21 protein-coding genes are annotated in these 22,276 nt (G+C 63.5%); 6 read left to right on the plus strand and 15 right to left on the minus strand.

Annotation, left to right across the window (positions count from 1 at the left end; all coding sequences use genetic code 11):
* Nucleotides 1-15: 15 nt before the first annotated feature.
* The 6 genes from ACFSDX_RS11785 to ACFSDX_RS11810 all read right to left on the minus strand — a co-directional run bounded on the left by ACFSDX_RS11785 (nucleotide 16) and on the right by ACFSDX_RS11810 (nucleotide 8,908).
* Nucleotides 16-747: an SDR family oxidoreductase gene (locus tag ACFSDX_RS11785; protein WP_382313632.1), complete on the minus strand. Its 732-nt coding sequence runs from the start codon at nucleotides 745-747 to the stop codon at nucleotides 16-18.
* Between the two features lie 205 nt (nucleotides 748-952).
* Nucleotides 953-1,720 carry a LytR/AlgR family response regulator transcription factor gene (locus tag ACFSDX_RS11790; protein WP_382313633.1) on the minus strand — a complete coding sequence of 256 codons (768 nt, stop codon included), beginning with the start codon at nucleotides 1,718-1,720 and terminating at the stop codon, nucleotides 953-955.
* Nucleotides 1,717-2,838 carry a sensor histidine kinase gene (locus tag ACFSDX_RS11795; RefSeq protein WP_382313635.1) on the minus strand — a complete coding sequence of 374 codons (1,122 nt, stop codon included), beginning with the start codon at nucleotides 2,836-2,838 and terminating at the stop codon, nucleotides 1,717-1,719. The genes ACFSDX_RS11790 and ACFSDX_RS11795 overlap by 4 nt, the downstream gene beginning before the upstream one ends.
* Nucleotides 2,839-2,899: 61 nt before the next feature.
* Nucleotides 2,900-4,288, minus strand: a complete 1,389-nt coding sequence (locus tag ACFSDX_RS11800) for an efflux transporter outer membrane subunit (protein ID WP_382313636.1) — start codon at nucleotides 4,286-4,288, stop codon at nucleotides 2,900-2,902.
* A 133-nt stretch (nucleotides 4,289-4,421) separates the two neighbouring features.
* Nucleotides 4,422-7,649 carry an efflux RND transporter permease subunit gene (locus tag ACFSDX_RS11805; RefSeq protein WP_382313637.1) on the minus strand — a complete coding sequence of 1,076 codons (3,228 nt, stop codon included), beginning with the start codon at nucleotides 7,647-7,649 and terminating at the stop codon, nucleotides 4,422-4,424.
* Nucleotides 7,650-7,669: 20 nt separating this feature from the next.
* Nucleotides 7,670-8,908, minus strand: coding sequence for an efflux RND transporter periplasmic adaptor subunit (locus ACFSDX_RS11810; RefSeq protein ID WP_382313638.1), 1,239 nt, complete (start codon nucleotides 8,906-8,908; stop codon nucleotides 7,670-7,672).
* A 288-nt stretch (nucleotides 8,909-9,196) separates the two neighbouring features.
* Here ACFSDX_RS11810 and ACFSDX_RS11815 point away from each other — a divergent pair, with 288 nt between their 5' ends.
* Nucleotides 9,197-9,919 carry a tRNA1(Val) (adenine(37)-N6)-methyltransferase gene (locus ACFSDX_RS11815; protein WP_382313639.1) on the plus strand — a complete coding sequence of 241 codons (723 nt, stop codon included), beginning with the start codon at nucleotides 9,197-9,199 and terminating at the stop codon, nucleotides 9,917-9,919.
* Between the two features lie 79 nt (nucleotides 9,920-9,998).
* On the opposite strand, the gene ACFSDX_RS11820 is transcribed toward ACFSDX_RS11815, so the two are convergent.
* On the minus strand, nucleotides 9,999-10,697 hold the full coding sequence (locus ACFSDX_RS11820) for an ABC transporter ATP-binding protein (RefSeq protein WP_382313640.1): 699 nt from the start codon (nucleotides 10,695-10,697) through the stop codon (nucleotides 9,999-10,001).
* A 103-nt stretch (nucleotides 10,698-10,800) separates the two neighbouring features.
* Here ACFSDX_RS11820 and ACFSDX_RS11825 point away from each other — a divergent pair, with 103 nt between their 5' ends.
* Nucleotides 10,801-11,742, plus strand: coding sequence for a phytanoyl-CoA dioxygenase family protein (locus ACFSDX_RS11825; protein ID WP_382313641.1), 942 nt, complete (start codon nucleotides 10,801-10,803; stop codon nucleotides 11,740-11,742).
* Here the strand turns inward: ACFSDX_RS11825 and ACFSDX_RS11830 are convergent.
* Nucleotides 11,708-12,715, minus strand: a complete 1,008-nt coding sequence (locus tag ACFSDX_RS11830; protein ID WP_382313642.1) for a hypothetical protein — start codon at nucleotides 12,713-12,715, stop codon at nucleotides 11,708-11,710. The two genes, ACFSDX_RS11825 and ACFSDX_RS11830, sit on opposite strands and share 35 nt — an antisense overlap.
* Nucleotides 12,702-14,060: a saccharopine dehydrogenase family protein gene (locus tag ACFSDX_RS11835; RefSeq protein WP_382313643.1), complete on the minus strand. Its 1,359-nt coding sequence runs from the start codon at nucleotides 14,058-14,060 to the stop codon at nucleotides 12,702-12,704. The genes ACFSDX_RS11830 and ACFSDX_RS11835 overlap by 14 nt, the downstream gene beginning before the upstream one ends.
* 115 nt (nucleotides 14,061-14,175) lie before the next feature.
* On the opposite strand from ACFSDX_RS11835, the gene ACFSDX_RS11840 reads away from it, so the two are divergent.
* Nucleotides 14,176-14,697 carry a cytidine deaminase gene (locus tag ACFSDX_RS11840; RefSeq protein WP_382313644.1) on the plus strand — a complete coding sequence of 174 codons (522 nt, stop codon included), beginning with the start codon at nucleotides 14,176-14,178 and terminating at the stop codon, nucleotides 14,695-14,697.
* A gap of 103 nt (nucleotides 14,698-14,800) precedes the next feature.
* The gene (locus tag ACFSDX_RS11845) at nucleotides 14,801-15,181 is read left to right on the plus strand and encodes a DUF423 domain-containing protein (RefSeq protein ID WP_382313646.1); all 381 of its coding nucleotides are present in this window, start codon (nucleotides 14,801-14,803) and stop codon (nucleotides 15,179-15,181) included.
* Nucleotides 15,182-15,285: 104 nt separating this feature from the next.
* Here ACFSDX_RS11845 and ACFSDX_RS11850 read toward each other — a convergent pair whose 3' ends face one another.
* The 4 genes from ACFSDX_RS11850 to ACFSDX_RS11865 form a co-directional block, all read right to left on the minus strand.
* Nucleotides 15,286-15,792 (minus strand): DUF1573 domain-containing protein, encoded by a 507-nt coding sequence (locus ACFSDX_RS11850; protein ID WP_382313647.1) that lies wholly within the window; start codon nucleotides 15,790-15,792, stop codon nucleotides 15,286-15,288.
* A 129-nt stretch (nucleotides 15,793-15,921) separates the two neighbouring features.
* Nucleotides 15,922-16,581, minus strand: coding sequence for a hypothetical protein (locus tag ACFSDX_RS11855; RefSeq protein WP_382313649.1), 660 nt, complete (start codon nucleotides 16,579-16,581; stop codon nucleotides 15,922-15,924).
* A 94-nt stretch (nucleotides 16,582-16,675) separates the two neighbouring features.
* Nucleotides 16,676-18,109, minus strand: coding sequence for an ATP-dependent DNA helicase (locus ACFSDX_RS11860; RefSeq protein WP_382313651.1), 1,434 nt, complete (start codon nucleotides 18,107-18,109; stop codon nucleotides 16,676-16,678).
* 12 nt (nucleotides 18,110-18,121) lie between these two features.
* Nucleotides 18,122-18,364, minus strand: a complete 243-nt coding sequence (locus ACFSDX_RS11865) for a hypothetical protein (RefSeq protein ID WP_382313652.1) — start codon at nucleotides 18,362-18,364, stop codon at nucleotides 18,122-18,124.
* Nucleotides 18,365-18,531: 167 nt separating this feature from the next.
* Here ACFSDX_RS11865 and ACFSDX_RS11870 point away from each other — a divergent pair, with 167 nt between their 5' ends.
* Nucleotides 18,532-19,560: a LacI family DNA-binding transcriptional regulator gene (locus tag ACFSDX_RS11870; RefSeq protein WP_382313654.1), complete on the plus strand. Its 1,029-nt coding sequence runs from the start codon at nucleotides 18,532-18,534 to the stop codon at nucleotides 19,558-19,560.
* A gap of 88 nt (nucleotides 19,561-19,648) precedes the next feature.
* Here the strand turns inward: ACFSDX_RS11870 and ACFSDX_RS11875 are convergent, their stop codons facing one another.
* The gene (locus tag ACFSDX_RS11875; protein ID WP_382313655.1) at nucleotides 19,649-20,074 is read right to left on the minus strand and encodes a PaaI family thioesterase; all 426 of its coding nucleotides are present in this window, start codon (nucleotides 20,072-20,074) and stop codon (nucleotides 19,649-19,651) included.
* A 20-nt stretch (nucleotides 20,075-20,094) separates the two neighbouring features.
* Nucleotides 20,095-21,600: an ArnT family glycosyltransferase gene (locus tag ACFSDX_RS11880; RefSeq protein ID WP_382313657.1), complete on the minus strand. Its 1,506-nt coding sequence runs from the start codon at nucleotides 21,598-21,600 to the stop codon at nucleotides 20,095-20,097.
* A 151-nt stretch (nucleotides 21,601-21,751) separates the two neighbouring features.
* On the opposite strand from ACFSDX_RS11880, the gene ACFSDX_RS11885 reads away from it, so the two are divergent.
* Nucleotides 21,752-22,243, plus strand: coding sequence for an NUDIX domain-containing protein (locus tag ACFSDX_RS11885; RefSeq protein WP_382313658.1), 492 nt, complete (start codon nucleotides 21,752-21,754; stop codon nucleotides 22,241-22,243).
* The last annotated feature ends 33 nt before the right edge of the window (nucleotides 22,244-22,276 follow it).

Genomic DNA, 22,276 nt, shown 5'->3' on the forward strand with positions numbered 1-22,276 from the left:
CCGCTGCGGCTACGGCTACGGATTGAGCGCCCCGAATAGCGCGTCCTTCTGCTGGCGCAGGCCCTCCGCGATGCCGATGCCTACCTCGTACTGGTCCTGCGCCAGCACCCGGAGCACTTCCTGTACGAAGTCGTTCACGTTCATGGCATTGTCGTTGGAAATATCATAGCCGCCCACCTGGCTGAACTCGGTGTGCACGGCCGGGGGCACTATTTCGAACACCCGCACGGCCGTGTCGCGCAGCTGGTAGCGCAGCGACAGGCAAAAGGAGTGCAGGCCGGCTTTGGCGGCGCAGTACACGGGCATCGAGGCCAGGGGCGTGAAGGCCAGGCCCGAAGTCACGTTGATAATCGCGGCGGTGGGCTGCTGCGCCAGGTGCACGGCCAGCAGGCTGCCTAGGTGAATGGGCGCGATGAGGTCGGTCGTGATTTCGGCCGTTATCTTCTCGCTGTCAAGCGCCTGGGTGAGGTCGTGGAGCTGCATAAAGCCCGCGTTGTTGACCAGCACGTTGAGGCTGGGGTAGGTGGCGGTGGCCCAGGCGGCCAGGCTTTCGCGCTGGGCGGCCTCGCTCACGTCGCACACCCGCGTGGCCAAGCCAGGGTGCTGCGCAGCCAGCTCAGCCAGCCGCTCCTGGCGCCGGCCGCAGATGATAACCTGGTTGCCCAGCTTGTGCAGCTCGATGGCCAAATTCAGGCCGATGCCAGAGGTAGCGCCGGTGATGAGCACCGTTTGATTCGTTAAGTTCATGGATAAAAAGGACGCGGGGACGGGAAAATAAGCGTCTGGCCGGGCCGCGGCCAGGTGCTGGCCTGGTTGAAATATCGGATACGGAAATAAGTAGGTAACCGTCGCTGGTCCAGTTAGCGCGTTATAAAATCAGGTAGTTAAGATGGCTGTTGTCCAGGATAAAATATTCTTTCGGCTGGCTGCCTGAGGCAGCCAAGCCGTGCGCCTACCGCCCCAGCCAGTCCTTGAAGTCGGCCACCCGGTCGCCGCTCACGAACACGTCGTGGCGCGGGGTGGGCACGAGCTCCAGCTTGAGCTTGCCGGCCGAGTAGGTGTGCACGGTGCGGATGGCGGCCAGGCTCACCAAATACTGCCGGCTCACGCGAAAGAACTGGCGCGGGTTGAGCAGCTGGGTGAGCTTGTCGAGGCTGTATTCGAGGGGCAGCATGGTGCCCTGCTGGTTGGCGAGGAAAGTGAGTTTTTCTTCGAGGAAGAAGTAGGCGATTTCGCTCACTTCCACGCTGCGCAGCTTGGGGCCGATGCTTACCATAAAGCGGTCGCGGTAGGCAGGCTCGGCGGGCTTGCCGAGTAGCTGGAGCAGGGCCGTGAGGTCGGGCGGCGGGGCGGGCGCGAAGTGCTGGCGCAGGGTTTTGTACTTGTCGAGGGCGGCGGCTAGGGCCTCGTAGTCGATGGGCTTGAGCAGGTAGTCGATGCTGTTGACCTTGAAAGCCTGCACCATGTACTCGTCGTAGGCGGTGGTGAAAATGACGGGCGTGCTCACCTGCACCTGCTCGAAAATGCGGAAGCCCAAGTCATCCTCCAAATGAATGTCGAGGAAGAGCAAATCGGGCGCGGGGTGGGTGCGCAGCCAGGCTACGGCCCGCGCCACGGAGGGCAGCCGGTCGAGCACCACGATGGTGGGGTCGTAGCGCAGCAGCTGGCTTTCGAGCCGGCGGGCCGTCAGGTTTTCGTCTTCAATAACGAGTACGTTCATGGCAGGAGCGGAATACGGACTTCAAACGTGCCGGCGACTTCGCCGATGTGAATGGGCAGGGGCGTGAGCAGGTGGTAGCGATTGAGGATATTTTGCAGTCCGACCCCTGTGGAGGCCGTCGCCAGCGGCAGGGGGCGGCGCTGTAAGGTATTGCGCACCACCAGCTCATCGGCCACTACCGCGATGCTGACCAGGAGCGGGTGCGCGGCCGACATCTGATTGTGCTTCACGGCGTTCTCGACCAGTAGCTGCAAGGTGAGCGGGGCCACCCGGTAGCGGTGGCGCGTGGCGTCCGGGATGTCGAGCACCACGTCGAACTTGTCTTCGAAGCGGATTTTGAGCAAAAAGGTATAGGACTTAATGAAGTCCAGCTCGGTGCTAAGCAGTACTAGGTCGTTGTCCTTTTGCTCCAGGGTGTAGCGGTAGGCGCGGGCCAGCTGCTCGACAAAGCGCTCGGAAAGCGCGGCATCGACGTGGACCAGCGACGACAAGATGCTGAGGCTGTTGAACAGAAAATGCGGGTTGACCTGGTTCTTGAGGGCCGCCAACTGGGCTTGCAGAGTCGAGTTTTCGAGCTGCTCGGCGCGCTGGTGGAAGGCCCGCACCCGCAGCAGCGCCTGGCTATTGGCGATGAGGTAGAAGGCCGTGAGCATCAGCATGAGGAAGAAGCCCTTGTTGGCCCGCAAAAACAGGGCACGGTGCTCGGAGCTCAGGTTCAAAGCTTCGGGCGGGGGCGTTATCAACTGGAGTAATAGTTCCCGCACGGTCCCCTGCACCACCCCGTAGGCCGCGATGAACACGGCCGCCAGCACCAGCGAAATACCCAGCGTGGCGAGCTGGGCCGGCAGCTTCATTTCCAGCAAAAAGTCGTCGCCAAAGCGCCCCGGTAGCCGGCCCTGAATCCACTCTACCATATTGAGCCACAAGAAGTAAAATCCCAGCGTGACTACAATGCCCACCACTTGAACGGGCAGGGTGCGCACCACCCCGGCCCAGCTGTGTTCCCACTCCGGAAAGTCGATGTAAAATAGGATGGGGTAGTAGAGCAGCACCAGGCCCGCCGCCAGCTTCCACTTCTGGCGAACGGTGAGGTGGAAAGCGGTGGCAGCAGGAGACATGAAGCAAAGGAAAGAGTGAGGCAGCTTGCGGCCCAGATTAGCCGCGCCACAAGCTAAGCGATTACTGCCAGCCGCCGCCTAGGGCCTGGTACAGCGTCGTAATAGCTTGCAACTGCTGCTGCCGGTCGCTGACGCCGCTGAGCTGGGCGGCCAGCAGGCTTTGCTGGGCCGTGAGCACCTCGGTGTAGTTGGCGAAGCCGCTGGCCAGCAGCTTCTCGCTGAAGGTCACCGACTTTTGAAGGGCGTCGAGCTGCTGGGTACGCTCCACTACTTTGTCGCTGGCGGCCTGGTACGAGTAGAGCGAGTTGGCCACGTCGCGGCCACCGGTGAGCACGGCGGTTTGGAAGTTGAGCTGCGCCTCGGTTTGTTGGGCGCGGGCTACCCGCAGCCGGGCTTTGTTGGCGCCTTTGCTAAAGATGGGCTGCACCAAACCCGCCGCCAGGGTACCGAAAATGGAGGCTGGGTTGAAGATGGTGCTGGGTGTGTAGGTCGAGAAGCCGCCGTTGGCCGTGAGGGTGAGGGCGGGGTAGAAGTATGTGCGGGCCGCGTTGGTGAGCTGAAAGGCCGACTCATAGGCGTATTCGGCCTCCTGCACCTCGGGGCGGTAGCGCAGCAGCTGGGCCGGCACCCCGGTTTGCAGGGTGGTCACGGGCTGCTGCGCCTCGATGGTGCCGCGGGCGATGGGGCCGGGCGCGCGGCCCAGCAGCAGGCTGATGGTGTTCTCGGTTTCGCGGATTTGCTGCTTGAGGTCGGGGATGCTGACGGAGGCGGCGTAGCGGCTGGCCTCGGCCTGCACCACGGCCGCGCCGGTCACGATGCCGGCCTCGCTCAGGGCACGCATGGTTTTCACGGTCTGGTCGCGGCTAGCCACGGTTTGCTGCGTGATGGCCAGCTGCTTGTCCAGGGACAGCAGCAGGTAGTAATCGGTGGCGATGCTCGACACCAGCGAGGTTTGCACGGCGCGCTGGTACGATACGCTCTGGCGCAGCAGCGCCAGGTACGAGCGCTTGGCGCTGCGCAATTGGCCCCACACGTCGGCCTGCCAGCTGGCCGTGCCGTAGAGCTGATACTGCGTAGCGGCCGGAAACGACCCCAGCCCCGCAAACGCCGCTTGCTTGACCCGCGCCACATAGGCCGTGCCCGAGAGCGAAGGCAAAAACGCCGCCTTGCTCTCGCGGAAGTACGCATCGGCCTGCTGCACCCGCGCCACGGCCACCTGCAAATCGAGGTTGTGGGCGATGCCATCGGCCAGCAAAGCCTGCAATTGCGGGTCGGTGAAGAGCGTGCGCCAGGGCAATTGGGCCAGCGTGAGCGTGTCCTTCGGCACCTCGTCGCGGTAGAGGCCGGTGGTGTCGATGGGGGGCGCCTGGTAGGGCTTCACCACCTTACAACTAGAGATATAGCAAAGCAGCAGCAGGCTCAGGAGCCCGCGCAACAGGGAAGGTTTCATATTGGTAATGAGGTAGCGAGCTGGGTGGTGCTAGCGGGCGTGCCCTAAGTGTGCAGCCCCACCCCCTGGCCCCCTCCCCTGCGGGGGAGGGGGAACCTAGGCGGCGTTTTTGGCTCTAATCGTTTAAAAATCGTTAGACTCTCCCTATGCCTTTCGTAGAGGGAGCCGTCCCCGAAGGGGTCTCATGAGGCGCCCCTTCGGCGAGTAACCAACCGGCTAGACCATCATCAACAGCCGCCACTTCTGCCGCCACCGGCGGGCCGCTGATGCGCTCCTGCAAGCCCTGGAAAATCACGAACAAAACCGGAATCACGAACACCCCGAACACGGTGCCGATGAGCATGCCGCCCACCGCCGCCGTGCCGATGGCGCGGTTGCCGAGCGCGCCGGCCCCGTTGGCCAGCATCAGCGGTAAGAGGCCCAGGATGAAGGCGAAGGAGGTCATCAGGATGGGGCGGAAGCGGGCCTTGGCGCCCTCGATAGCCGCCTCTAGCAGGGGCAGGCCGTGGCGCCGCCGGGCCAGGGCAAACTCTACGATGAGGATGGCGTTTTTGGCCAGCAGGCCGATGAGCATGATGAGCGAAATCTGGAGGTAGATGCTGTTATCAACCCCGAAGATTTTGGCGAAAATAAATGCGCCCGCCAGGCCGATGGGCAGCGAAAACAGCACCGCAAACGGTAGAATGTAGCTCTCGTACTGCGCGCTCAGCAGGAAATACACGAACACCAGGCAGAGCCCAAAAATGTACATGGTCTGCGAGCCGGCCGAAATTTCCTCCCGCGTGAGGCCCGAAAACTCGTAGCCCCAGCTGGCGGGCAGCGTCTGCTTGGCCACTTCCTCCACGGCCTTGATGGCGTCGCCCGAGCTGTAGCCGGGGTTGGGGCTGCCCGTCACGGTCACGGCTGAGTAGAGGTTGAAGCGCGACAAGGTTTCGGGGCCGAATACCCGGGTGAGGGTGATGAACTCGGTGATGGGCGCCATGGTGCCGGTGCTGCTGCGCACGAAAATGCGGTTCAGGCTCTCGGCATTAACGCGGGCGCTGGCCTCGGCCTGCACCATCACGCGGTACTGCTTGCCAAACTGGTTGAAGTTGGAGGCGTAGAGACCGCCGAAGTAGCCTTGCAGCGTGCTCAGCAGGTCGTTGGGCGTGAGGCCGGCTTCCTTGGTGCGCGCCACGTCGATATCGACCTGGTACTGCGGGAAATTGGGGTTGAATCCGGTGGTGGCAAACTGGATTTCGGGCCGCTTGGTGAGAGCGGCTATAAACTGCTGGCTCACCTTGCCCATCGTGGCGATGTCGCCGCCGGCCTTGTCTTGCAGCTGCAATTCAAAGCCGTTACTGGTGCCGAAACCTTGCAGCGTGGGCGGCGAAAAGAAGATGATGTTAGCCCCCCGGATGTGGGCCGTTTTGGCAAACAGCTCGCCGATGGTGGCCGCAATGGGCTTGTTGGTGCGCTGGTCCCAGGGCTTCAATTCGCCAATCACCATGCCGTAGGCGCTACCCGAGCCGTTGATGAAGTTCTGGCCCGCAATCTGGCTGTGGGTGTTCAGCTCGGGCAGGCTCGCCACGATGCTATCGACCTCATTTACTATCTTTTGGGTGCGCTCCAACGAGGAGGAGGGGGGTAGGCTGATATTGGAAAAGAGCGTGCCGCTGTCCTCCGTAGGCACGAAGCTGCTGGGCGTGGTCTTCAGGCCCCACCAAAATATCCCCCCGAACAGCGCGATACCCACCAGCGCCACCCACTTGTGGCGGTTCAGGCCGCCCACGGCCCGCGTGTAGCGCCCCGTCACGGCCTCGAAGCTGGTGTTGAAGGCGGCGTAAAACCGCTGGAGCAGGCTGCTGTGCGCGTGCTCGCCCTGCGGGTGCGGCTTGAGCAGCAGCGCGCACAGCGCCGGACTCAGGGTCAGGGCATTAACCGCCGAAATGATGATGGCCACGGCCAGCGTGAGGCCAAATTGCTTGTAGAACACGCCTGCCGAGCCGGTGATGAACGTGACCGGCACGAACACGGCTGCCATCACCAAAGTAATCGAAATGATGGCCCCCGAAATCTCGCTCATGGCCGAAAGCGTGGCCTGCTTGGGCGAGTTTTCGCCCGCGTCGAGCTTGGCGTGCACGGCCTCGACGACCACAATGGCGTCATCGACCACGATGCCGATGGCGAGCACCAACGCAAAGAGCGTGAGCAGGTTAATGGTAAACCCGAAGAGATTGAGAAAGAAGAACGTGCCCACGATGGCCACCGGCACGGCAATGGCCGGGATGAGCGTGGAGCGGAAATCCTGCAAGAAGATGAACACTACGATGAACACCAGAATAAACGCCTCGGCCAGCGTGTGCAGCACCTTTTCGATGCTGGCATCCAGGAACTTGTTGGCGTCGGTGAGGGTGGCCGTTTTGATACCCTTCGGGAACGTCTTGGCGGCTTGGTCGATGAGGGCTTTGCAGTCGATTACCACGTCCTGGGCGTTGGAGCCGGCGGTTTGGCTGATGGCCACAATCACGCTGGGCTTGCCCTGGGTAGAGGTGGTGGCCGAGTAGCTCAGGGCCCCTAACTCGATGCTGGCCACGTCTTTGAGGCGCAGCACCTGCCCGCCCGCCAGGGTGCGGATGACGATGGCGCCGTACTCGGTGGGCTGCACCAGCCGGCCCTTGTACTTGAGGATGTATTGGAAGGCCTGGCCGCCGTTTTCGCCCAGCTTGCCGGGCGCGGCCTCGATGTTTTGCTCGGCCAGCGCGGCCGATATATCGCTTGGAATGAGGCCGTAGCTGGCCATCACGTCGGGCTTCAGCCAGATGCGCATCGAGTAGTCGCGCGTGCCGAATACGGAGGCGCTGCCCACGCCCGTCACCCGCTGCAGCTGCGGCAGCAGGTTGATTTTGGCGTAGTTCTGCAGGAAGGTCTGGTCGTAGGCTGGGTTGTCGCTGTAGAGCGAGAAGATGAGCAGGTTGCTGCTCTGGCTCTTGGTCACGGTCACGCCGGTTTGGGTGACTTCGGCGGGCAGCAGGGGGGTGGCTTTGCTCACGCGGTTCTGCACGTTCACGGCGGCCAGGTCGGGGTTGGTGCCCTGCTTGAAGTAAATCGTGAGAGAGGCCGAGCCCTCGTTGTTGGAGGTGGAGGTCATGTAAGTCATGTTCTCCACGCCGTTGATTTGCTCTTCCAACGGCACCACCACCGAGCGCAGCACCACGTCGGCATTGGCCCCGGTGTAGCTGGCCGATACCTGCACCGTGGGTGGCGCAATATCGGGGTACTGCGACACGGGTAGCGACACCAGCCCCAGCACCCCGAGAATCACCAGGAGCACCGAAATAACTGTCGAGAGCACCGGCCGCTCAATGAATACTTTAAACATAACGAACTGTTGGATAAGAATTAACGCGCGCTAGCTACCGGCGCGGCGGCTGGGGTGGCCACCGCCGTCGCCGTCGCGGCCGTCACCGGGCGCGGCTTGATGGCTTGCCCGTCCTGAAGGTTATTCACGCCCTCGGTCACGATTTGGTCGCCGGCCTTGAGGCCGCTGCTCACCACGTAGTTGAGGCCGTCGGTGAGGGGTAGGACGTCGATGGCGGTGTTCACTACCTTGTTGCCGGCGCCCACCACGTACACGAAGCGCTTGCCTTGCAGCTCGTAGGTGGCGGCCTGCGGCACGAGCAGGGCGTTGGGTACGGTTTGGGGCACGCGCACCCGGCCGGTGGCGCCGCTGTGCAGCAGCCCATCGGGGTTAGGAAAGTCGGCCCGCACCTGCACCGAGCCGGTGCTGCTGTTCACGAGGCCGCTGGCCGCCTCCACGCGGCCGGGGCGCTGGTAGAGCTGGCCGTTGGCCAGTACCAGCTGCACGCGCGGCAGCTTGGCCAAGCGCTGGGCCGCCGACAAGCCCTTGTTGGCTTCGCCGAGGGTAAGCGCATCTTTCTCATTAATAGAGAAATACGCCCGAACCGAGCTGTTGCTCGATACCGTGGTGAGGGGCTGGGTGCTGGTGGCGTTCACCAGGCTGCCCAGCTTGTAGGGCAGCGTGCCAATTACGCCATCCACGGGGCTGTTGATGCGGGTGTAGCTCTGCGTTTTCTGGGTGCCGATGAGCGAGGCGCGCGACTGGGCCAGCAAGGCTTTTTTGGCTTGCAGCGTGGCCCGGTAGGCGTTGAGGGTGTAGGCACTCAGGATTTTATCTGCTACCAGCGGCTCGGTTTTGCTAACGTCGAGCTGGGCCGTGGTCACGTCGGCCTGGGCGCTGAGCACGGCCGATTGGGCGGCGCGCACCTGTTGGTCGGCCTCGTCACTGTTGAGGCGGAACAGCAGCTGGCCCTTGCGCACGTGTGCGCCCTCATCCACCAGCACCTGGTCGATAAAGCCCTCCACCTTGGGCCGGATTTCCACGTCGGCCTGCCCTTGCAGCGCGGTGGGGTAGTCGGTGTGCAGCTCGGCCGTGCTCGGCTGGAGGGTGAGCACCCCGTAGTCGAGCACCTGGGCCGGGCCGCCGGAGCCGCCACCTGGGCCGCCCGCGCCGGGTGGGCCGCCGCCGGCCGCCGCTTGGTCAGATTTAGAATTGCAGGCGCTGGCGGCCAGCATAAGGCACAGGAGGCTAGCCGCCAGCGAAGAAGCTACTTGTTTCATGTCCCAAAGCTCCTGTGTGCGCCTAGGCCCTAGAAATAAAGGTTGGCGAATGCCGGTTTTAGGCGGCGGAATGCCGGGAAAGCGGCGCGGAGTTTTGGGACGGTGAGTAGAACAGTCTAGCCGGAGATAGCAGCGGGTGGCCCTTAATCAACGCCGCACCTGTTTTTTATCACCTAGGCGGAGGTTCGGTTAACAACTAGCCACGCTTTCTACCTTTACCTACACTCCTCCCCGACCTCCGGTGGTGCTGCCATCCGCTTCAATAACGGGTTCTTTTATTTTTTTCCGTTGCCCAACGACTACTTCCAATTCCAGCAGTTCCGCATCAACCAGGCCGACTGCGCCCAAAAGGTGAGCACCGATGCCTGCCTCCTGGGCGCGGCGGCTGACCTAGGCGGGGCCACCCGCGTGCTCGACCTCGGCACCGGCACCGGGCTGCTGGCCCTCATGGCCGCCCAACGCGCGCCGGCTGCTACGATTGAGGCAATCGAAATAGACCCCACCGCCGCCGCCCAAGCGGCGGCCAACGCGGCGGCCAGCCCCTGGGCCCGCCGCATCCGGGTGCACGCGCTGAGCCTGATAGCCTACGCGGCCACGCGGCCAGGCTCTTTCAGCCACATTGTTTGTAATCCGCCGTTTTTCCGGCGCAGCCTGGCCCCGCCCGATGCCGCCCGCGCCACGGCCCGGCACGAGGGCGCGGGCTCGCTCACGTTTGGTGATATTATCGGCTTTGCGGCGGGGCACCTAGGGCCGGGCGGCACGCTTACGGTGCTGTTGCCGCCGCCCGAGATGCAGCAGTTTGAGCAGGGAGCGGCGGCAGGCGGGCTACCCGCGCAGGCGCGGCTGGTAGTGCAGCACCGGCCGGGCGGGCGCGCCACGCGCAGCATCAGCACGTTTGGGCGGGGCTCGTCGGCGGAGGTTAAAGCGGATAGCTTAGTGATTCAGGACGCTGATGGCGCGTATTCGGCGGCGTTCCGGGTGCTGTTGAGCGGGTTTTATTTGGCGCTTTAGCGCGGACTCTGCGAGTCCGCGCAAGGAGTGGCTGGCGCAACCACCGAAGCCCTTCGCGGACTCGCAGGGTCCGCGCTACTCACAGCAGCGTGCGCAAGTGGGCCAGCTTTTCGCCATGCAACGCCGCCAACAAGTCGGCCTCTAGGGTGCCAAACTCGGCGGCCGCGTAGTGGCGCTGCACCCGGCCGGCTACCAGCACGCTGGCCTCGTCGGCTACCTCGGTAAGGGTACCTAGGATGTGCGAAGTCAGCAGCAGGCCGGTGCCGCGGTCGCGTAGGCGCTTCAGGATTTCTTTGAGCAGCAGGTTGGCTTCGAGGTCGAGGCCGTTGAAGGGCTCATCCAGAATGAGGAATTGAAAATCCTGCACCAGCACGGCCAGCAACGCCAGTTTTTTCTTCATGCCGGCCGAGTATTCATTGGCGTACTGGTCGAGGGGCAGCTCCAGCAGCTGGTTCCAGGGACCTAGGTCGGGCACGGGGCGGCCCCGCGCCTGCAGGCAAAACTGCACGTACTCGCGCCCCGTCAGGCGCGGGTAGAAGTACGGCTCGTAGGGCACCAGGCCCGTGAGGTCGCGCACTTGCTTGCCCCCGGCAGTGCCGGCCCGCACGGTGCCCGTAAAGCCCGTTTCCAGGCCGTAGAGGCAGTTGATGAGCGTGGTTTTGCCCGCGCCATTGGCCCCTATCAGGCCGTGGATGGTGCCGGGCCGCACCGCCAGGCTCACGCCGCGCAGCACTTCGTGGCGGCCGTAGGCTTTGTGCAGGTCCGTTATTTCGAGCATAAATTGCTGCGTACTTATATCGCTCCAGAGCCGCAAATAACCACGCCCGCGCCGCCCAGCCGGACCGCAGCCTGAATTCTGGCCCTGGCCTCCCCATTTTGCCATGAGCTTTATTCGCCGTTTTAAGCCAGCTTACGCGTTTTATAACCTCTTTCAACACCGCCGGCTGGCGCACAACGCAACGCTTTACCAAAAGCTGGGCCTGCGCAAATCGTACTTTTCTTCCGTCTCCAGTCAGGATTTTGCCCACCTGCCCGCCCGCCCCAGTAGTCCGGGCCCCAGCCTGGCCGAACGGCTCGTTGGCAACGAAGCGTTCGAAGCGCTGCCGGCCGCTGCGCAAGCCAGCTTGCTAGGCTTTGACGCCCAGGGCTTTGCCGTGTTGCCAGGCTTTTTTTCGCCCGAGCGCGTCGAGGCCATTAATACGGCCCTGGAAAAACTGGTGGCAACGGGCCAGCTTAAGTTCAGGTACCGCAACAAGCTCATGCTGGCTTTTGAGAAGTCGCCCCTCATTCGCCAGGCCGCCGAAGACCCGCAGCTACGCACATTGCTGACGGCGCTACTAGGCCACGAAGCCCGGCTTTTTCAAAGCATTAACTTCTTGTCTGGCAGCGAGCAGCACACGCATTCCGACAGTATTCACATGAGCACCTACCCCCTAGGGGGCCTCATTGCGGCCTGGGTAGCCCTCGAAGACATCACGCCTGAAAACGGGCCCCTGCACTATTTTCCGGGTAGCCACCAGCTGCCTTATTACCTCAATGCCGACTACGATAACCAAGGCAGCGCGTGGTTTATCGGCGCCAAGGACTACTCGGCCTACGAGGACTTCATCAAGCAGCGCGTAGCCGACCTAGGCCTGAAAAAGCAGGTTTTTCTGGCCAAGAAGGGGGATATTTTTATTTGGCACGCCAATTTGCTGCACGGCGGCGAACCCCAGACCAACAAGGACCTTACGCGCAAGAGTATGGTGCTGCACTACTTCAGCCCCGACCACATCTGCTACCACGAAATCACGCAGCGGCCGGCCTTGCTAGCGCAGTCGTAGACGATAGCTCACGCGCTAGCCGGCGCCGGGCCTGCCAGGGCAGGCCGCCGGCCGCCACCAGCAGCAGCACCGGGTACAAGGGGTTGCCAATCAGCGCCAAGGCTATCGCCAGCACCAAGCCTTGCGTGCTGCGAAAGTGCGTCTCGTTGGGGTAGAAGGCGTATTTCGCCACGATAAACAGCGCTACCAGCGCCAGCCAGGCCACAGCCACGGCGAGCGCCCCGCCCCGGCCCGCCGGCCCGCTCGCCAGCAAAACCCAGAAGGGCGCGGCCGTGGTGGCCGCGTAGCCGAGCCCCAGCCCCAGGCGCCGCCGCAAAAACTGGCCCGGCGCGCGGGCCGCCAGCGCCAGCATCGTGGCCGGCTCGGCAGTGCCGTAGCAGGCCAGCACCACCAGCAGCCAGCCGAGCAGCGCCGCCAGCGGGGCCAGCGGCGAGGCCCGCTGCCAGCTGGCCAGCCCCAGCAGCACGGGCCACAGCCACAAGCCCTTAGTGGCCCGCATGCCACTCACCCACTCAAACGCCTCGCTGCGAAACGGGCTGCGCCACCGGCGCCGGCTGGCGCGGTCCTCGCCGGCCGGCGGGGCCCAGGCCACCAGCGGGGCCAGCAGTAGCAGCCCAGCCGGCCCGTAGGCGCGCCCGGCCAGCAGCACCGCCCCTACCGGCAAGGCCAGCAGCGCATATTCCCAGGCCAGCCAGGTCTTGAAGCCCGGCGCCGTGGTGGCCAGGAAGCGGTAGTCGCCCCGCTGTCGGTGCGCCGAAAGCAGCAGCCAAGCTACTACCACCGGCACGGCCCAGCGCCCCCGCGGGTGCACCGTGGCTACGGCCAGCGCCTGCCCCACCGATAGCAGCAAAAACGGCAGCAGCAGCGCCAGCCGCACGGCCCCTATCTCCCGGCCCAGCCGGCCCAGCAGTCGCAGCCGCAGGCGGAGGTAAGCCGCGGCGGGCGCCCACTCGCCAGTCCTAGCGCGGCGCATCCTGCTCCTGAAACACGATGCCGTAGTCGGCCGCCAGCTCGGCCAGGATGGGCTCGTACAAGTCGGGCGTGGTCGGGATGACAACGCCGCGGCCGGCTACCTCGCCGCGCAGCACCCGGCGCACGGCCATACCCAGGGGCAAGCCCACGGTTTGGGCCATGGCGGTGTGGGTGGCGTCGCGGCCCGTGACCACCAGTGAGGCGGTGCGGCGGCGCGGCGCACCCTCCAGCTCGTAGTCAAATTGGTGCTGCATCACTACCTGGTCGCGGTCGTGGGGACCTAGGGCCCATTTTTCGACCAGCAGATGCTCTAGCAGCTGGGCCGCGGTGGCGTTGTGCAGGCCCACCACCTGCTCGCTGAAGATGCCCAGCCAGGCCAGGCGCTCCAGCTCGGGGCCGTGCGTGTCGAGGTGCAGCTGGGCGGCGAGCTGAGCGGCCGCCTCGGCGGGTGCGGCGGGCTGGGGCAAGCGGCTGGCTACCAGCGCCTGCCAGGGCAGCGTAGCCGCATTATTCAACTTTTGGGTGTCGTCGGTGAGGCCTAGGGCCACGAGCACCTGCCAGGCGCCGCAGTAGCCGGGGCGGCGCAGGGTGCCGCGCAGCATGGTTTGCAGGTGGGGCAAGCCGTAAACAGCCTGGTAGCTAAGCGAATCGCGGTTGGCGTAGCCCTCGAAGTGGCCGTGGCCGGGCACCGCCAGCACCTCGGCCCGGCTGAATAGCTCCTCGTAGGGTATGGCCCGCAAAGCCCCGTTTTCTAGGTACTGCGCGGGGCCGCCCTGGCCGGCCAGCACCACGTTGCGCGGGTTCCAACTGAGCTTGTAGCGCCAGGGGTTGGCCCCTTCCGACTCGGGCGCCACCAGCCCGCCGCAGTACGATTTGAAGCCCGTGAGGCGCGCGCCATCCCGCTGCAAATCAGCGATTGTCTGCATGGCCGACATATGGTCGAGGCCGGGGTCGAGGCCGCATTCCATCAGAAAAATCAGCCCGGCGGCGGCCGCTTCAGCGTGCAGGGCCCGCACCTCGGGGCTTACGTAGCTGGCGGTGGCCAGGTGCCGGCCGTGGCGCAAGCAAGCCCGCGCCACCGCCAGGTGCAGGGCGGCGGGCAGCATCGAAATCACGAGGTCGGCCTGGCTCACCAGCTCGTCGAGTTGCGCCGCGTTGTGCCCCTCAAAGGCCACGGGCCGGGTATAGGCCGAGTGGGCGGCCAGCACCGGCACCAGGTGCGCAGGCTGCGCATCGGCCACGGTCAGAAACCACTTTTCGGCCGGCGCGTGGGCCAGTAGGTACTGAATTAGGGCGGTGGCCGAGCGGCCGGCCCCGAGCAACAGAAGGCGGGTGGAATGGGTCATGCCGGGCAAAAGTACACGGGGTGAGAAGGTGAAAGAGTGAGAAACGTTTTCACTCCTCACCTTCTCACTTTACCACTTGGTGCTTACTTTGCCGCCCCGTTTTTTATTCCCTTGCATGGCCGTCCTCTCCCCCGACCCTTCTACCCGCCGCCAGCTTAGCCTCCACTACGACGAGCTGGCCACTCCCGACCAGCTCAGCGCCCCCGAGCGCCAAGTCTGGGACGCCGCCCGCGCCGCCACGGCCCACTCCTACGCGCCCTACTCGCACTTCCACGTGGGGGCGGCGCTGCTGCTAGCTGATGGCACTGTTTTTCAAGGCACTAACCAGGAAAATGCGGCCTATCCCTCGGGCCTATGCGCCGAGCGCACGGCGTTGTTTGGGCTGGCCGGCAGCCAGCTGGGGCCGCCGCCCCGCATTCTAGGTATGTCGGTAGCCGGCCGGCCGGCGCAGGGCGAATTTGCCGCCGCGCTGCCCTGCGGCGCCTGCCGCCAGGTAATGCTGGAGGCCGAAATGCGCCAGGGCCAGCCCATTTGGCTGCTGCTGCCGGGCGCCGCTGGCACGGTGCTGCGCTTCGAAAAGCTAGCTGATTTACTACCATTTCACTTTTCACCCGCCGATTTGCCGCCCCGGCTTTAGCAGTAGAGTAGGGAGTAGTGAGGTGGCGAATGGCTGAACAAAGCGACAGGATTCTCCTTTTATTGCTCACTACTTTCCTCCTACTCACTCCTCAATCTACCGCATGTCTGCTCGTCTTATTTTACAGCTGGCCGCTTTGCTCGGCGCCCTCACCGTGGCCATTGGGGCCTTCGGGGCCCACGGCCTGCGGGCTATGCTGGAGGCCAGCGGCCGCTTCGACACCTTCGAAACTGCCGTGCGCTACCAGTTTTACCACACCCTGGCGCTGCTGGCGGTGGGCGTACTGGCCGTGGTGCGGCCCGAGCTGCGCGGCCCCCTCGGCACCACGGCGGCGCTGTGGCTCGGAGGCATTTTGTTCTTTAGCGGCTCGCTTTACTTGCTGTGCTTCACGGGCATTACCAAGCTGGGGGCCGTGGCGCCCATCGGTGGGCTGCTGCTGATAGCCGGCTGGGTGCGCCTGCTGCTGCTGGTGAGCAAGCTCTAGCTCGCCCTAGGGCTGCAGCCCTAGGTACCCCCCCCACGGACAAAAAAAGAGCGGCCCGGCAGTAATTGCCGGGCCGCTCTTTTGCGTGGTAGCCAGCTAGCTGACTACGACTTTTTTACTTTGGCTTTCAATTTTGCGTCGCCGTCTTTGGTTTTCTGCTTGCCGGCATCGGCCGTGTTCACGTCGGCGGTGGCCGAAGCAGCGGTCGGGTCTTTCACCTCGCCCACCAGCGATACGGTGGCGGCACCAGCAGCGGCGTTCGACTCGATGGTCAGCACTTTGGTTTGCATACCCATCTTGCCGGCCGAGTTGAATTTGGCCGAAATCATACCCATTTTGCCGGGCCCTACGGGCTCCTTCGTCCAGTCAGGAATGGTGCAGCCGCAGCTAGCCTGCACGTTCGAAATTACCAGCGGCTGGGTGCCCGTGTTCTTAAACTTGAACACGTGGTCTACCACGTCTCCCTGCTTAATGGAGCCAAAGTCGTACTTCTCTTCCGAGAACTTAATTTGGGCGCCGCTCGTCTTAGTGGCAGCAGCAGTAGTCTGAGCCTGAGCAGTATAGCTTCCGGCAAATGCGAGGCCTAGGGCCAATAGCAGCACTTTATTCATGGCAAGTAGAAGTAAAAGAGGGAGTAGGAGGAATAAACAAATTTACGCGCCAAGCCGGCCCTGGCAAATCGGGGGCCAAACTAGCTCGCCCGCATAGCTGCCGCGGGTTGCCCCGCCTAAACCCCACCGTTAGCTTTTGAATTCCTTGGAGTACGGAAATTGACGCGAGGCTTTGCGCATTATCACCATCACGATGGTTGAGGTATTAGACCCTAGGCCCCGCGACAGGCTCTTGTCGTACTTCCACAGCAACTCGCCGGTTTTGCCGTCGTTGATGTTGATAGTCAGCTTGCCCGAGTTGGTGGGCGCCCCGAAGCCCACCACCATCGTCATGGCTATCGCCGCGCCGTTCGACATGGGCTGGCTGCTCTCGAAGGTACCCGAGATGATGCCATCCACGCCCAGCAGCTGCGCCAACTGCTCCATGGTCATGGCGGGCAGCTTATCGGCCGTGATGCTGTTCTGGGCCAGCAGGGCGTTGGTTTTGGCAATATCCTGCACGTCCACTAGCAGGTCCTTGTCTTCCTTTTGCTTTAGAAAATAGGATTGCAGCGCGCTCTGCACGTCCAGGCCCTCGCGCTCTTCGAGGCGGCGCACGCCCTCGGGGCCACCCTGCTTGGCTACCTCGTTGGGCCGCAGCGACAGCGTGGCCCGGAAGGGCAGGATGGCCAGCGTTTTGTGGTCTTTGGCCAGCTCTTTAAATTTTGCATTGGTATAAATTTCGCGGGTTTGGGCCGCCGCGCTACCTATCCCTACTACCAATAGCCACAGAAAGAAACAGTACTTCATAAACTCAGAAAAAAGAATAGAAAAGATGAAAATTTTGCGCCAGCAAAGTAAATAGGCTGCGCCGTAATCTTCTATTTCGCTATCATTAATTTCTTTAATCCTCGCTCACTTCGCTCTCCGCAATAAGGCGCTGCTGAAAGTTGAGCAAAAACAGCCGCTCCGAGGCCCGCGTAATGGCCGTGTAGAGCCAGCGCGCAAACTCACCTCCCACCGGCTCGTCGGGCTTCAGGAAGCCGTGGTCCACGAACACGGCCTGCCACTGGCCGCCCTGCGCCTTATGGCAGGTGAGAGCGTAGGCAAATTTTATTTGCAAGGCATTGAGGTACGGGTCTTTGCGCATTTCGGCGTTGCGCTCGCTCTTTTTGGTGAGGTGACTATAGTCTTCGCCGATGGCCTGGTAGAGCGCCTCGTTCTGGTCGCGCGGCAGCGAGGGGCTTTCGGTGTGCAGCGTGTCGAGCAGCAGCTTTACTTCCAGCTCGGGCTCGTCGGGATAGTCGACCAGCCGCACCCGCGCCTGGGCAAAGCGGCAGCCAAATACTTCCTCGCGGCGGATAATTTTGGTGATTTCCAGGAAGTCGCCGTTGGCCAAAAAGCCAATTTCCGAGTCCTTGGGCAGCCAGAAATAGTTGTTGCGCACCACCATGATGTAATCGCCGGCCTCAATCTCCTCCTCGGCATCGAACAAGGTGCGCCGGATGAGTTGGTTGTACTGGTTGGCATTGCGGTTCGAGCGGCAAATAATAGTCGTGTTCTCGTGCCCAAAGTTGCGGTAGGCCCAGCGCAGGCCGTCCTCCAGCTTGTCGCCGCCCATCTTAAACATGTCCTTGAAACCCTTGGTATGCAGCCGAATATCGGGCACCTCCTGGCGCAATTCTTCGCGCAACTCGGTGGCATTGACCAGAATGCCCGATGCCTCGGCCTGGCGCATCACCTGGCGCAGCTCCACGCCTTCCACGCGGGCGCGGAAGCGGTGGGCCAGCAGCTCGGGGTCGAGGGCCGGGCTCAGGAGCTGGCCCACGGGCGGCAGCTGGGCAGTATCGCCAATGAGCAGCAGGCGGTTGGTGCTTTTCTCGAACACGTAGCCCATCAAATCGTCCAGCAACCCGCTCTCGCCGAAGGCTTTCTCGTCCGATATCATGGAGGCCTCGTCCACGATGTAGAGCATTTCTTCGGTGCGGTTGGGCTGGCGCTGAAAGCTGAGGCGCTCGGTGGGCGCACCGCTGGTTTGGCGATATATCTTTTTGTGAATGGTACTGGCGGGCACGCCGGCGTAGGCGCTCATCACCTTGGCGGCGCGGCCGGTGGGCGCCATAAGCGTGTATTTGCGCTGCAACTTACTGAGCCACTGCACCAGAGCGCTCACCACGGTGGTTTTACCGGTGCCAGCGTAGCCGCGCAGCACGAACACCTTGCGGCCCGGCAGCGGGTCGCGCAGAAACTCATCGAGCTGGGTAAAAAGCACAGCCTGGTCGTCGGTCGGCTCGAACGGGAAATAGTCGCGGACGGACGGAAATCGGGTTTTTAACATTAATCTAGGTACTTACGACCGCTTAAATCTTTTAAGAATGTGCGGAGCTTTTACCTCATTGCACACTCGGCCAAGTTCACTCTCAAAAAAGTCACTTCTATCCTCTTGCCAGGCAATGACATAGCCCATTAACCCTTCCAATTCATCGAAATAAGTAAAAGAGTCTGGGCCTGACATTCCCTCTCTGGAAAGTCGGCGGCCTTCTATCAGCAAGCGGTGAATGGCTTTTAGGGCTTGCTTTTCTTTAACAACCATTTTATGCTATTAGCTCAATGAAAGTGACCGTTTGGCCGCTTGTAGCGAAGGTAGGCAAAGCGGCCGGTGCGGGCTACAAGCCCCGTATTACTCCTGGGTAGCGTACAAGTTTATCCCGGCTTCCTGCTTAGCTTGCGGGGCCCATTCCTACCCCTACTTTCCTTCCCGTGTCCTCCGTTACCCTGAAGCAGCTAGCCCAGCAGCTAGGCCTGGCTTCTTCCACCGTGTCGCGCGCGCTGCGCAACGGCTCCGACATCAGCGCCGAAACCAAGCGCCGCGTGCAAAGCATGGCGACGCAGCTTCAGTACCAGCCCCACGCCTACGCCAGCGGGCTGCGCAACCAGCTCAGCCACACGATAGGCGTGGTAGTGCCCGAAGTAAACGACCGTTTCTTTTCGCTGGCCATTGATGGCATCGAAGAGCTAGCCCGCCAAAACGGCTACCACACGCTCATCTGCCTCACCCACGACAGCTACGACCTCGAGGCCGAGGTGACCCGGCAGCTCACCCGCGGCCGGGTCGATGGCGTGCTCATCTCGCTGGCCGGCGAAACCCAGGGCCCCGCCCACCTCCAGCAGCTCAGCAGCCGGGGTGTGCCAGTAGTGTTTTTCGACCGCGTGAGCGACGCCCTAGGCACGGCCACGGTCACGACCAACGACTTCGACGCTGCTTACCAGGCCACCGAGCACCTGCTCAGCAACGGTTGCCGCCGCGTGGCCTACCTATTGATGTCGGGCAAGCTCGCCATCGGCAACCAGCGGCAGCGGGGCTACGAGGCCGCCCTGGCGGCCCACGGCCTGCTTCTCGACCCCGACCTGGTGCTGGAAGGTGGCGGCTCGAACGACGAGAACACCGCCGCCATCAGGGCCCTATTGCAGCGGCGCCCCGACCTCGATGGCCTGTTTGCCTCTACGGGCCGGCTGGCGCTCAGCGCCTACCAGGCCTGCCAGGAGCTGGGCCGCGCCATTCCACAAGATGTGAAAGTCATCGGCTTCTCGAACCTCGAAATTGCCTCCCTGCTGGCCCCGCCCCTCTCCACCGTCACGCAGCCGGCCTACGAAATCGGCCGCGAAGCCGCCCGCTTGCTCTTCAGCGCCATTATCGAGAAGAAGCCCCTGCTGGCCAGCCAAAGCGTGGAGCTCCCGGCCGAGCTCATCGTGCGGGCTTCTACCGCAAACTTAGTTGTCAGTGCTTAGGCATTAGTTGTTAGTGGTTAACTATTAGCGCTTAGGTATAATGCACTAAGCACTAATAGTTAATCACTAACAACTAAACACTAACGACCTACTGCACTACGACCATCGTGGCCGAGGCCTTGGCCACGAGCACGTCATCGCACCACACTTCAGCTTCGCAGAAGTATAGGCGCCGGCCGGCCTTCAGCACCCAGCCCAGGGCTTTGAGGCGGGCGCCCACAGCGGGGTTGAGGTAGCTCACTTTGAGGTCGGAAGTGACCACGCCTACCTCGTCGGGCACGAGCGTGACGGCCGCAAAGCCCGCCGCCAAGTCGGCCATGGTAGCCACCAGCCCGCCGTGGGCATAGCCGCGCTGCTGCTGGTGCTGCTGCCCCATAACCAACTCAGCCTCGATGCGGCCGGGCTCGATGCGGGTAAGGTCGGCCCCAATGAGGTGCATAAAGTGCTGGCGCTCGAGCTTGCGCCGGATGCGGGCTTCCAGGTCGGAAGCGGGGGAAAGGGCAGAATCTGACATGAGTAGCGGGGGTTAGACACTTATTTGACAGCTGGTTGGCTAGCCACTGCCGGGCCAGTCACTTCGTAGAGCGTGCAAGTCTCGCGCTGGTTGACGAGCCGCACGGCGTAGCGCTGCAGCAGGCGCTGGCGCAAATCGGGCAGGCACACCAGCACCTGGGCGCCGGGCGCGAGCTGCCGGGGCAGGCTATCGGGGCCGCAGCAGCGCAGGTGCAGCCCCCGCGCCCCCAGGGTTTGCTGATAAAAATGCAGGCTGCCGAAGTAGTCGTCGTCGTAATACGCCAGCACGTGGGCCGGCTTTTGGGCCGGCTGGTAGGCGCGCACATAGGCGCTGTAGGCCCGGTAGCTGCCCCATACCTGGTAGCCCACGCGCTCCTGCTTTATCCAGTAGAAAGCCCGGCCCAGCGGGATGGCCACCAACCCCACCGCCAGCGCGGCGCCCAGCAGCGGGCGCCACCAGGCGCGCTGCACCCGGGCCGGCAGCCAGCTTTGTACTCTGGTGTAGGCCGCCCCCACCCCCAGGGCCAGCAGCAGGGCCAAGGCCGGCAGCATGGGTCCCGTGTACCACTCAAATTTGGTTTCGGAAAACGTGATGACGGCCAGCCATTGCACCAGAAACAGGCCCAGCAAGGCACCTAGGCGGCGGCCCGCCGAAGGCGGCGCGGCCACCAGAAAGCCGGCGAGCGGCAGCAGCGGCAGCCAGGCCTTGCACTGGTACTTTACCAGGTTAGCCACGTGAAACAGCAGCGGGTGCGGGCCATACGACAAATCATGGGCGTAGCGGCCGCCCAGCTCGTTTTCCCACACGGCAGCCAGGTAGCCGGGCAGCGCCCGCTCGCGCAGCAGGTAGTAGGCCACCGGGCCGGCCAGGCCCACCGCCGCCGCGCCCCAAAAGGCGGGCCGACGCAGCGTAGGCCCCAGCTTTTTTTGCAGCAGCAGGTACAGCACCAGGCTGGGCAACCCCAGCAGCCCGGCCACGCTTTTGGTAAGCACGGCCCCGCCCACGGCGCCCGCCGCCAAAAATAAATAGCGCCGCCGCCCGGTTTCGGCGTAGGCGAAGGTGGCGAGCAGCTGCCCCAGTACCCACAGGCACAGCAGGGCGTCGTAGTCGCCGCTGCGGGCCAGGTGCGGGCCCCGATAGCCCGGCATGGTCACGAGCAGGGCCCCGGCCAGCAGTCCCAGGCCCGGCCGGCCCACCCGGCGGCCGGCCAGGTACAGCAGGCCCACCACCCCCAGCGAGGCCAGCAGCGAAGGCAGCCGCACCGCCACCTCGGTGGGGCCCAGCACGCTCATGCTCAGGGCTTGCAGCCAAATAAGCAGCGGCGGCTTGGTGTTCCACAAATCGGGCTGGTGGTCGAAGGTAGTGACGAGCCACTGCCCACCTGAGCGTAGCATTTCCAGCGAATTAACGGCCTGGCGGGCTTCATCCCAGCTCTGAATGGGCAGGGCCCCTAGGTCGAAAGCCAGCGGCGACCCGATAAGCAGCAGGGCGAGGACCGTCAGGGCTGCCTCGTATTTTTTCAGCATACACGCTTTTGCCTAACCAGGCACCCGGCAAAGATAGCCGCTACCCTAGGTGCCCGGCGGCCTTTAGGCCAACCGCCGGGCCGCCGCGCACGTTAGGGCAGGGCTACGTTTCCTGCCCCAGGCTTTGCGGGGGCCTAGCCCGACTATTATCATGGCATATACTGACGACTTACTACGCCCCTACGCCGGGCAGGTGCGCGTGCGCGTGGGCGGCCTGCTGCTGCGCGAAGGCACGCTGCTGCTGGCCGCCCACCGCGGGCTGCTGGCCGGGAGGGCGCCCTTCTGGTCGCCGCCGGGCGGCGGCTGGGTTTTTGGCGAGTCGCTGCGCGAGGCAGTGCGCCGCGAGTTTCGGGAAGAAACCGGGCTGGCCGTGCAGGCGGGCCGCCTGCTGCACCTGCACGAGTTTCAACAGGGCGAGCTGCAGGCACTAGAGCTATTCTTCGAAGCCCTGCCCGATGACCCCAAGGCGCAGCCCCAGCTGGGCCACGACCCCGAGCACGCCCCCGACCACCAGCTGCTTACTGAATTGGCCTGGTTTAGCCCGCGCCAGCTGCTGGCCCTGCCCCCCGCCCAAGTACATCCCGTGCTGCGCGGGCTGCTCAGCGTCGACGATGTTTTTGTGCCCCAGCAGCTGCTTAAGTAGCTGCTATTTAGCGTATAGTTAAGGTAGCATACC

Source organism: Hymenobacter bucti (assembly GCF_042681145.1).
GTDB lineage: Bacteria > Bacteroidota > Bacteroidia > Cytophagales > Hymenobacteraceae > Hymenobacter > Hymenobacter bucti.

Excerpts from the sequence above, each read along its gene's own strand:
- ACFSDX_RS11845 (WP_382313646.1), top strand. The coding sequence starts at position 14,801 with ATGTCTGCTCGTCTTATTTTACAGCTGGCCGCTTTGCTCGGCGCCCTC.
- ACFSDX_RS11800 (WP_382313636.1), bottom strand. The coding sequence starts at position 4,288 with ATGAAACCTTCCCTGTTGCGCGGGCTCCTGAGCCTGCTGCTGCTTTGC.
- ACFSDX_RS11835 (WP_382313643.1), bottom strand. The coding sequence starts at position 14,060 with ATGACCCATTCCACCCGCCTTCTGTTGCTCGGGGCCGGCCGCTCGGCC.
- ACFSDX_RS11795 (WP_382313635.1), bottom strand. The coding sequence starts at position 2,838 with ATGTCTCCTGCTGCCACCGCTTTCCACCTCACCGTTCGCCAGAAGTGG.
- ACFSDX_RS11805 (WP_382313637.1), bottom strand. The coding sequence starts at position 7,649 with ATGTTTAAAGTATTCATTGAGCGGCCGGTGCTCTCGACAGTTATTTCG.
- ACFSDX_RS11865 (WP_382313652.1), bottom strand. The coding sequence starts at position 18,364 with ATGGTTGTTAAAGAAAAGCAAGCCCTAAAAGCCATTCACCGCTTGCTG.
- ACFSDX_RS11840 (WP_382313644.1), top strand. The coding sequence starts at position 14,176 with ATGGCCGTCCTCTCCCCCGACCCTTCTACCCGCCGCCAGCTTAGCCTC.
- ACFSDX_RS11820 (WP_382313640.1), bottom strand. The coding sequence starts at position 10,697 with ATGCTCGAAATAACGGACCTGCACAAAGCCTACGGCCGCCACGAAGTG.
- ACFSDX_RS11855 (WP_382313649.1), bottom strand. The coding sequence starts at position 16,581 with ATGAAGTACTGTTTCTTTCTGTGGCTATTGGTAGTAGGGATAGGTAGC.
- ACFSDX_RS11825 (WP_382313641.1), top strand. The coding sequence starts at position 10,801 with ATGAGCTTTATTCGCCGTTTTAAGCCAGCTTACGCGTTTTATAACCTC.
- ACFSDX_RS11830 (WP_382313642.1), bottom strand. The coding sequence starts at position 12,715 with ATGCGCCGCGCTAGGACTGGCGAGTGGGCGCCCGCCGCGGCTTACCTC.
- ACFSDX_RS11880 (WP_382313657.1), bottom strand. The coding sequence starts at position 21,600 with ATGCTGAAAAAATACGAGGCAGCCCTGACGGTCCTCGCCCTGCTGCTT.
- ACFSDX_RS11860 (WP_382313651.1), bottom strand. The coding sequence starts at position 18,109 with ATGTTAAAAACCCGATTTCCGTCCGTCCGCGACTATTTCCCGTTCGAG.
- ACFSDX_RS11785 (WP_382313632.1), bottom strand. The coding sequence starts at position 747 with ATGAACTTAACGAATCAAACGGTGCTCATCACCGGCGCTACCTCTGGC.
- ACFSDX_RS11790 (WP_382313633.1), bottom strand. The coding sequence starts at position 1,720 with ATGAACGTACTCGTTATTGAAGACGAAAACCTGACGGCCCGCCGGCTC.
- ACFSDX_RS11810 (WP_382313638.1), bottom strand. The coding sequence starts at position 8,908 with ATGAAACAAGTAGCTTCTTCGCTGGCGGCTAGCCTCCTGTGCCTTATG.
- ACFSDX_RS11885 (WP_382313658.1), top strand. The coding sequence starts at position 21,752 with ATGGCATATACTGACGACTTACTACGCCCCTACGCCGGGCAGGTGCGC.
- ACFSDX_RS11850 (WP_382313647.1), bottom strand. The coding sequence starts at position 15,792 with ATGAATAAAGTGCTGCTATTGGCCCTAGGCCTCGCATTTGCCGGAAGC.
- ACFSDX_RS11875 (WP_382313655.1), bottom strand. The coding sequence starts at position 20,074 with ATGTCAGATTCTGCCCTTTCCCCCGCTTCCGACCTGGAAGCCCGCATC.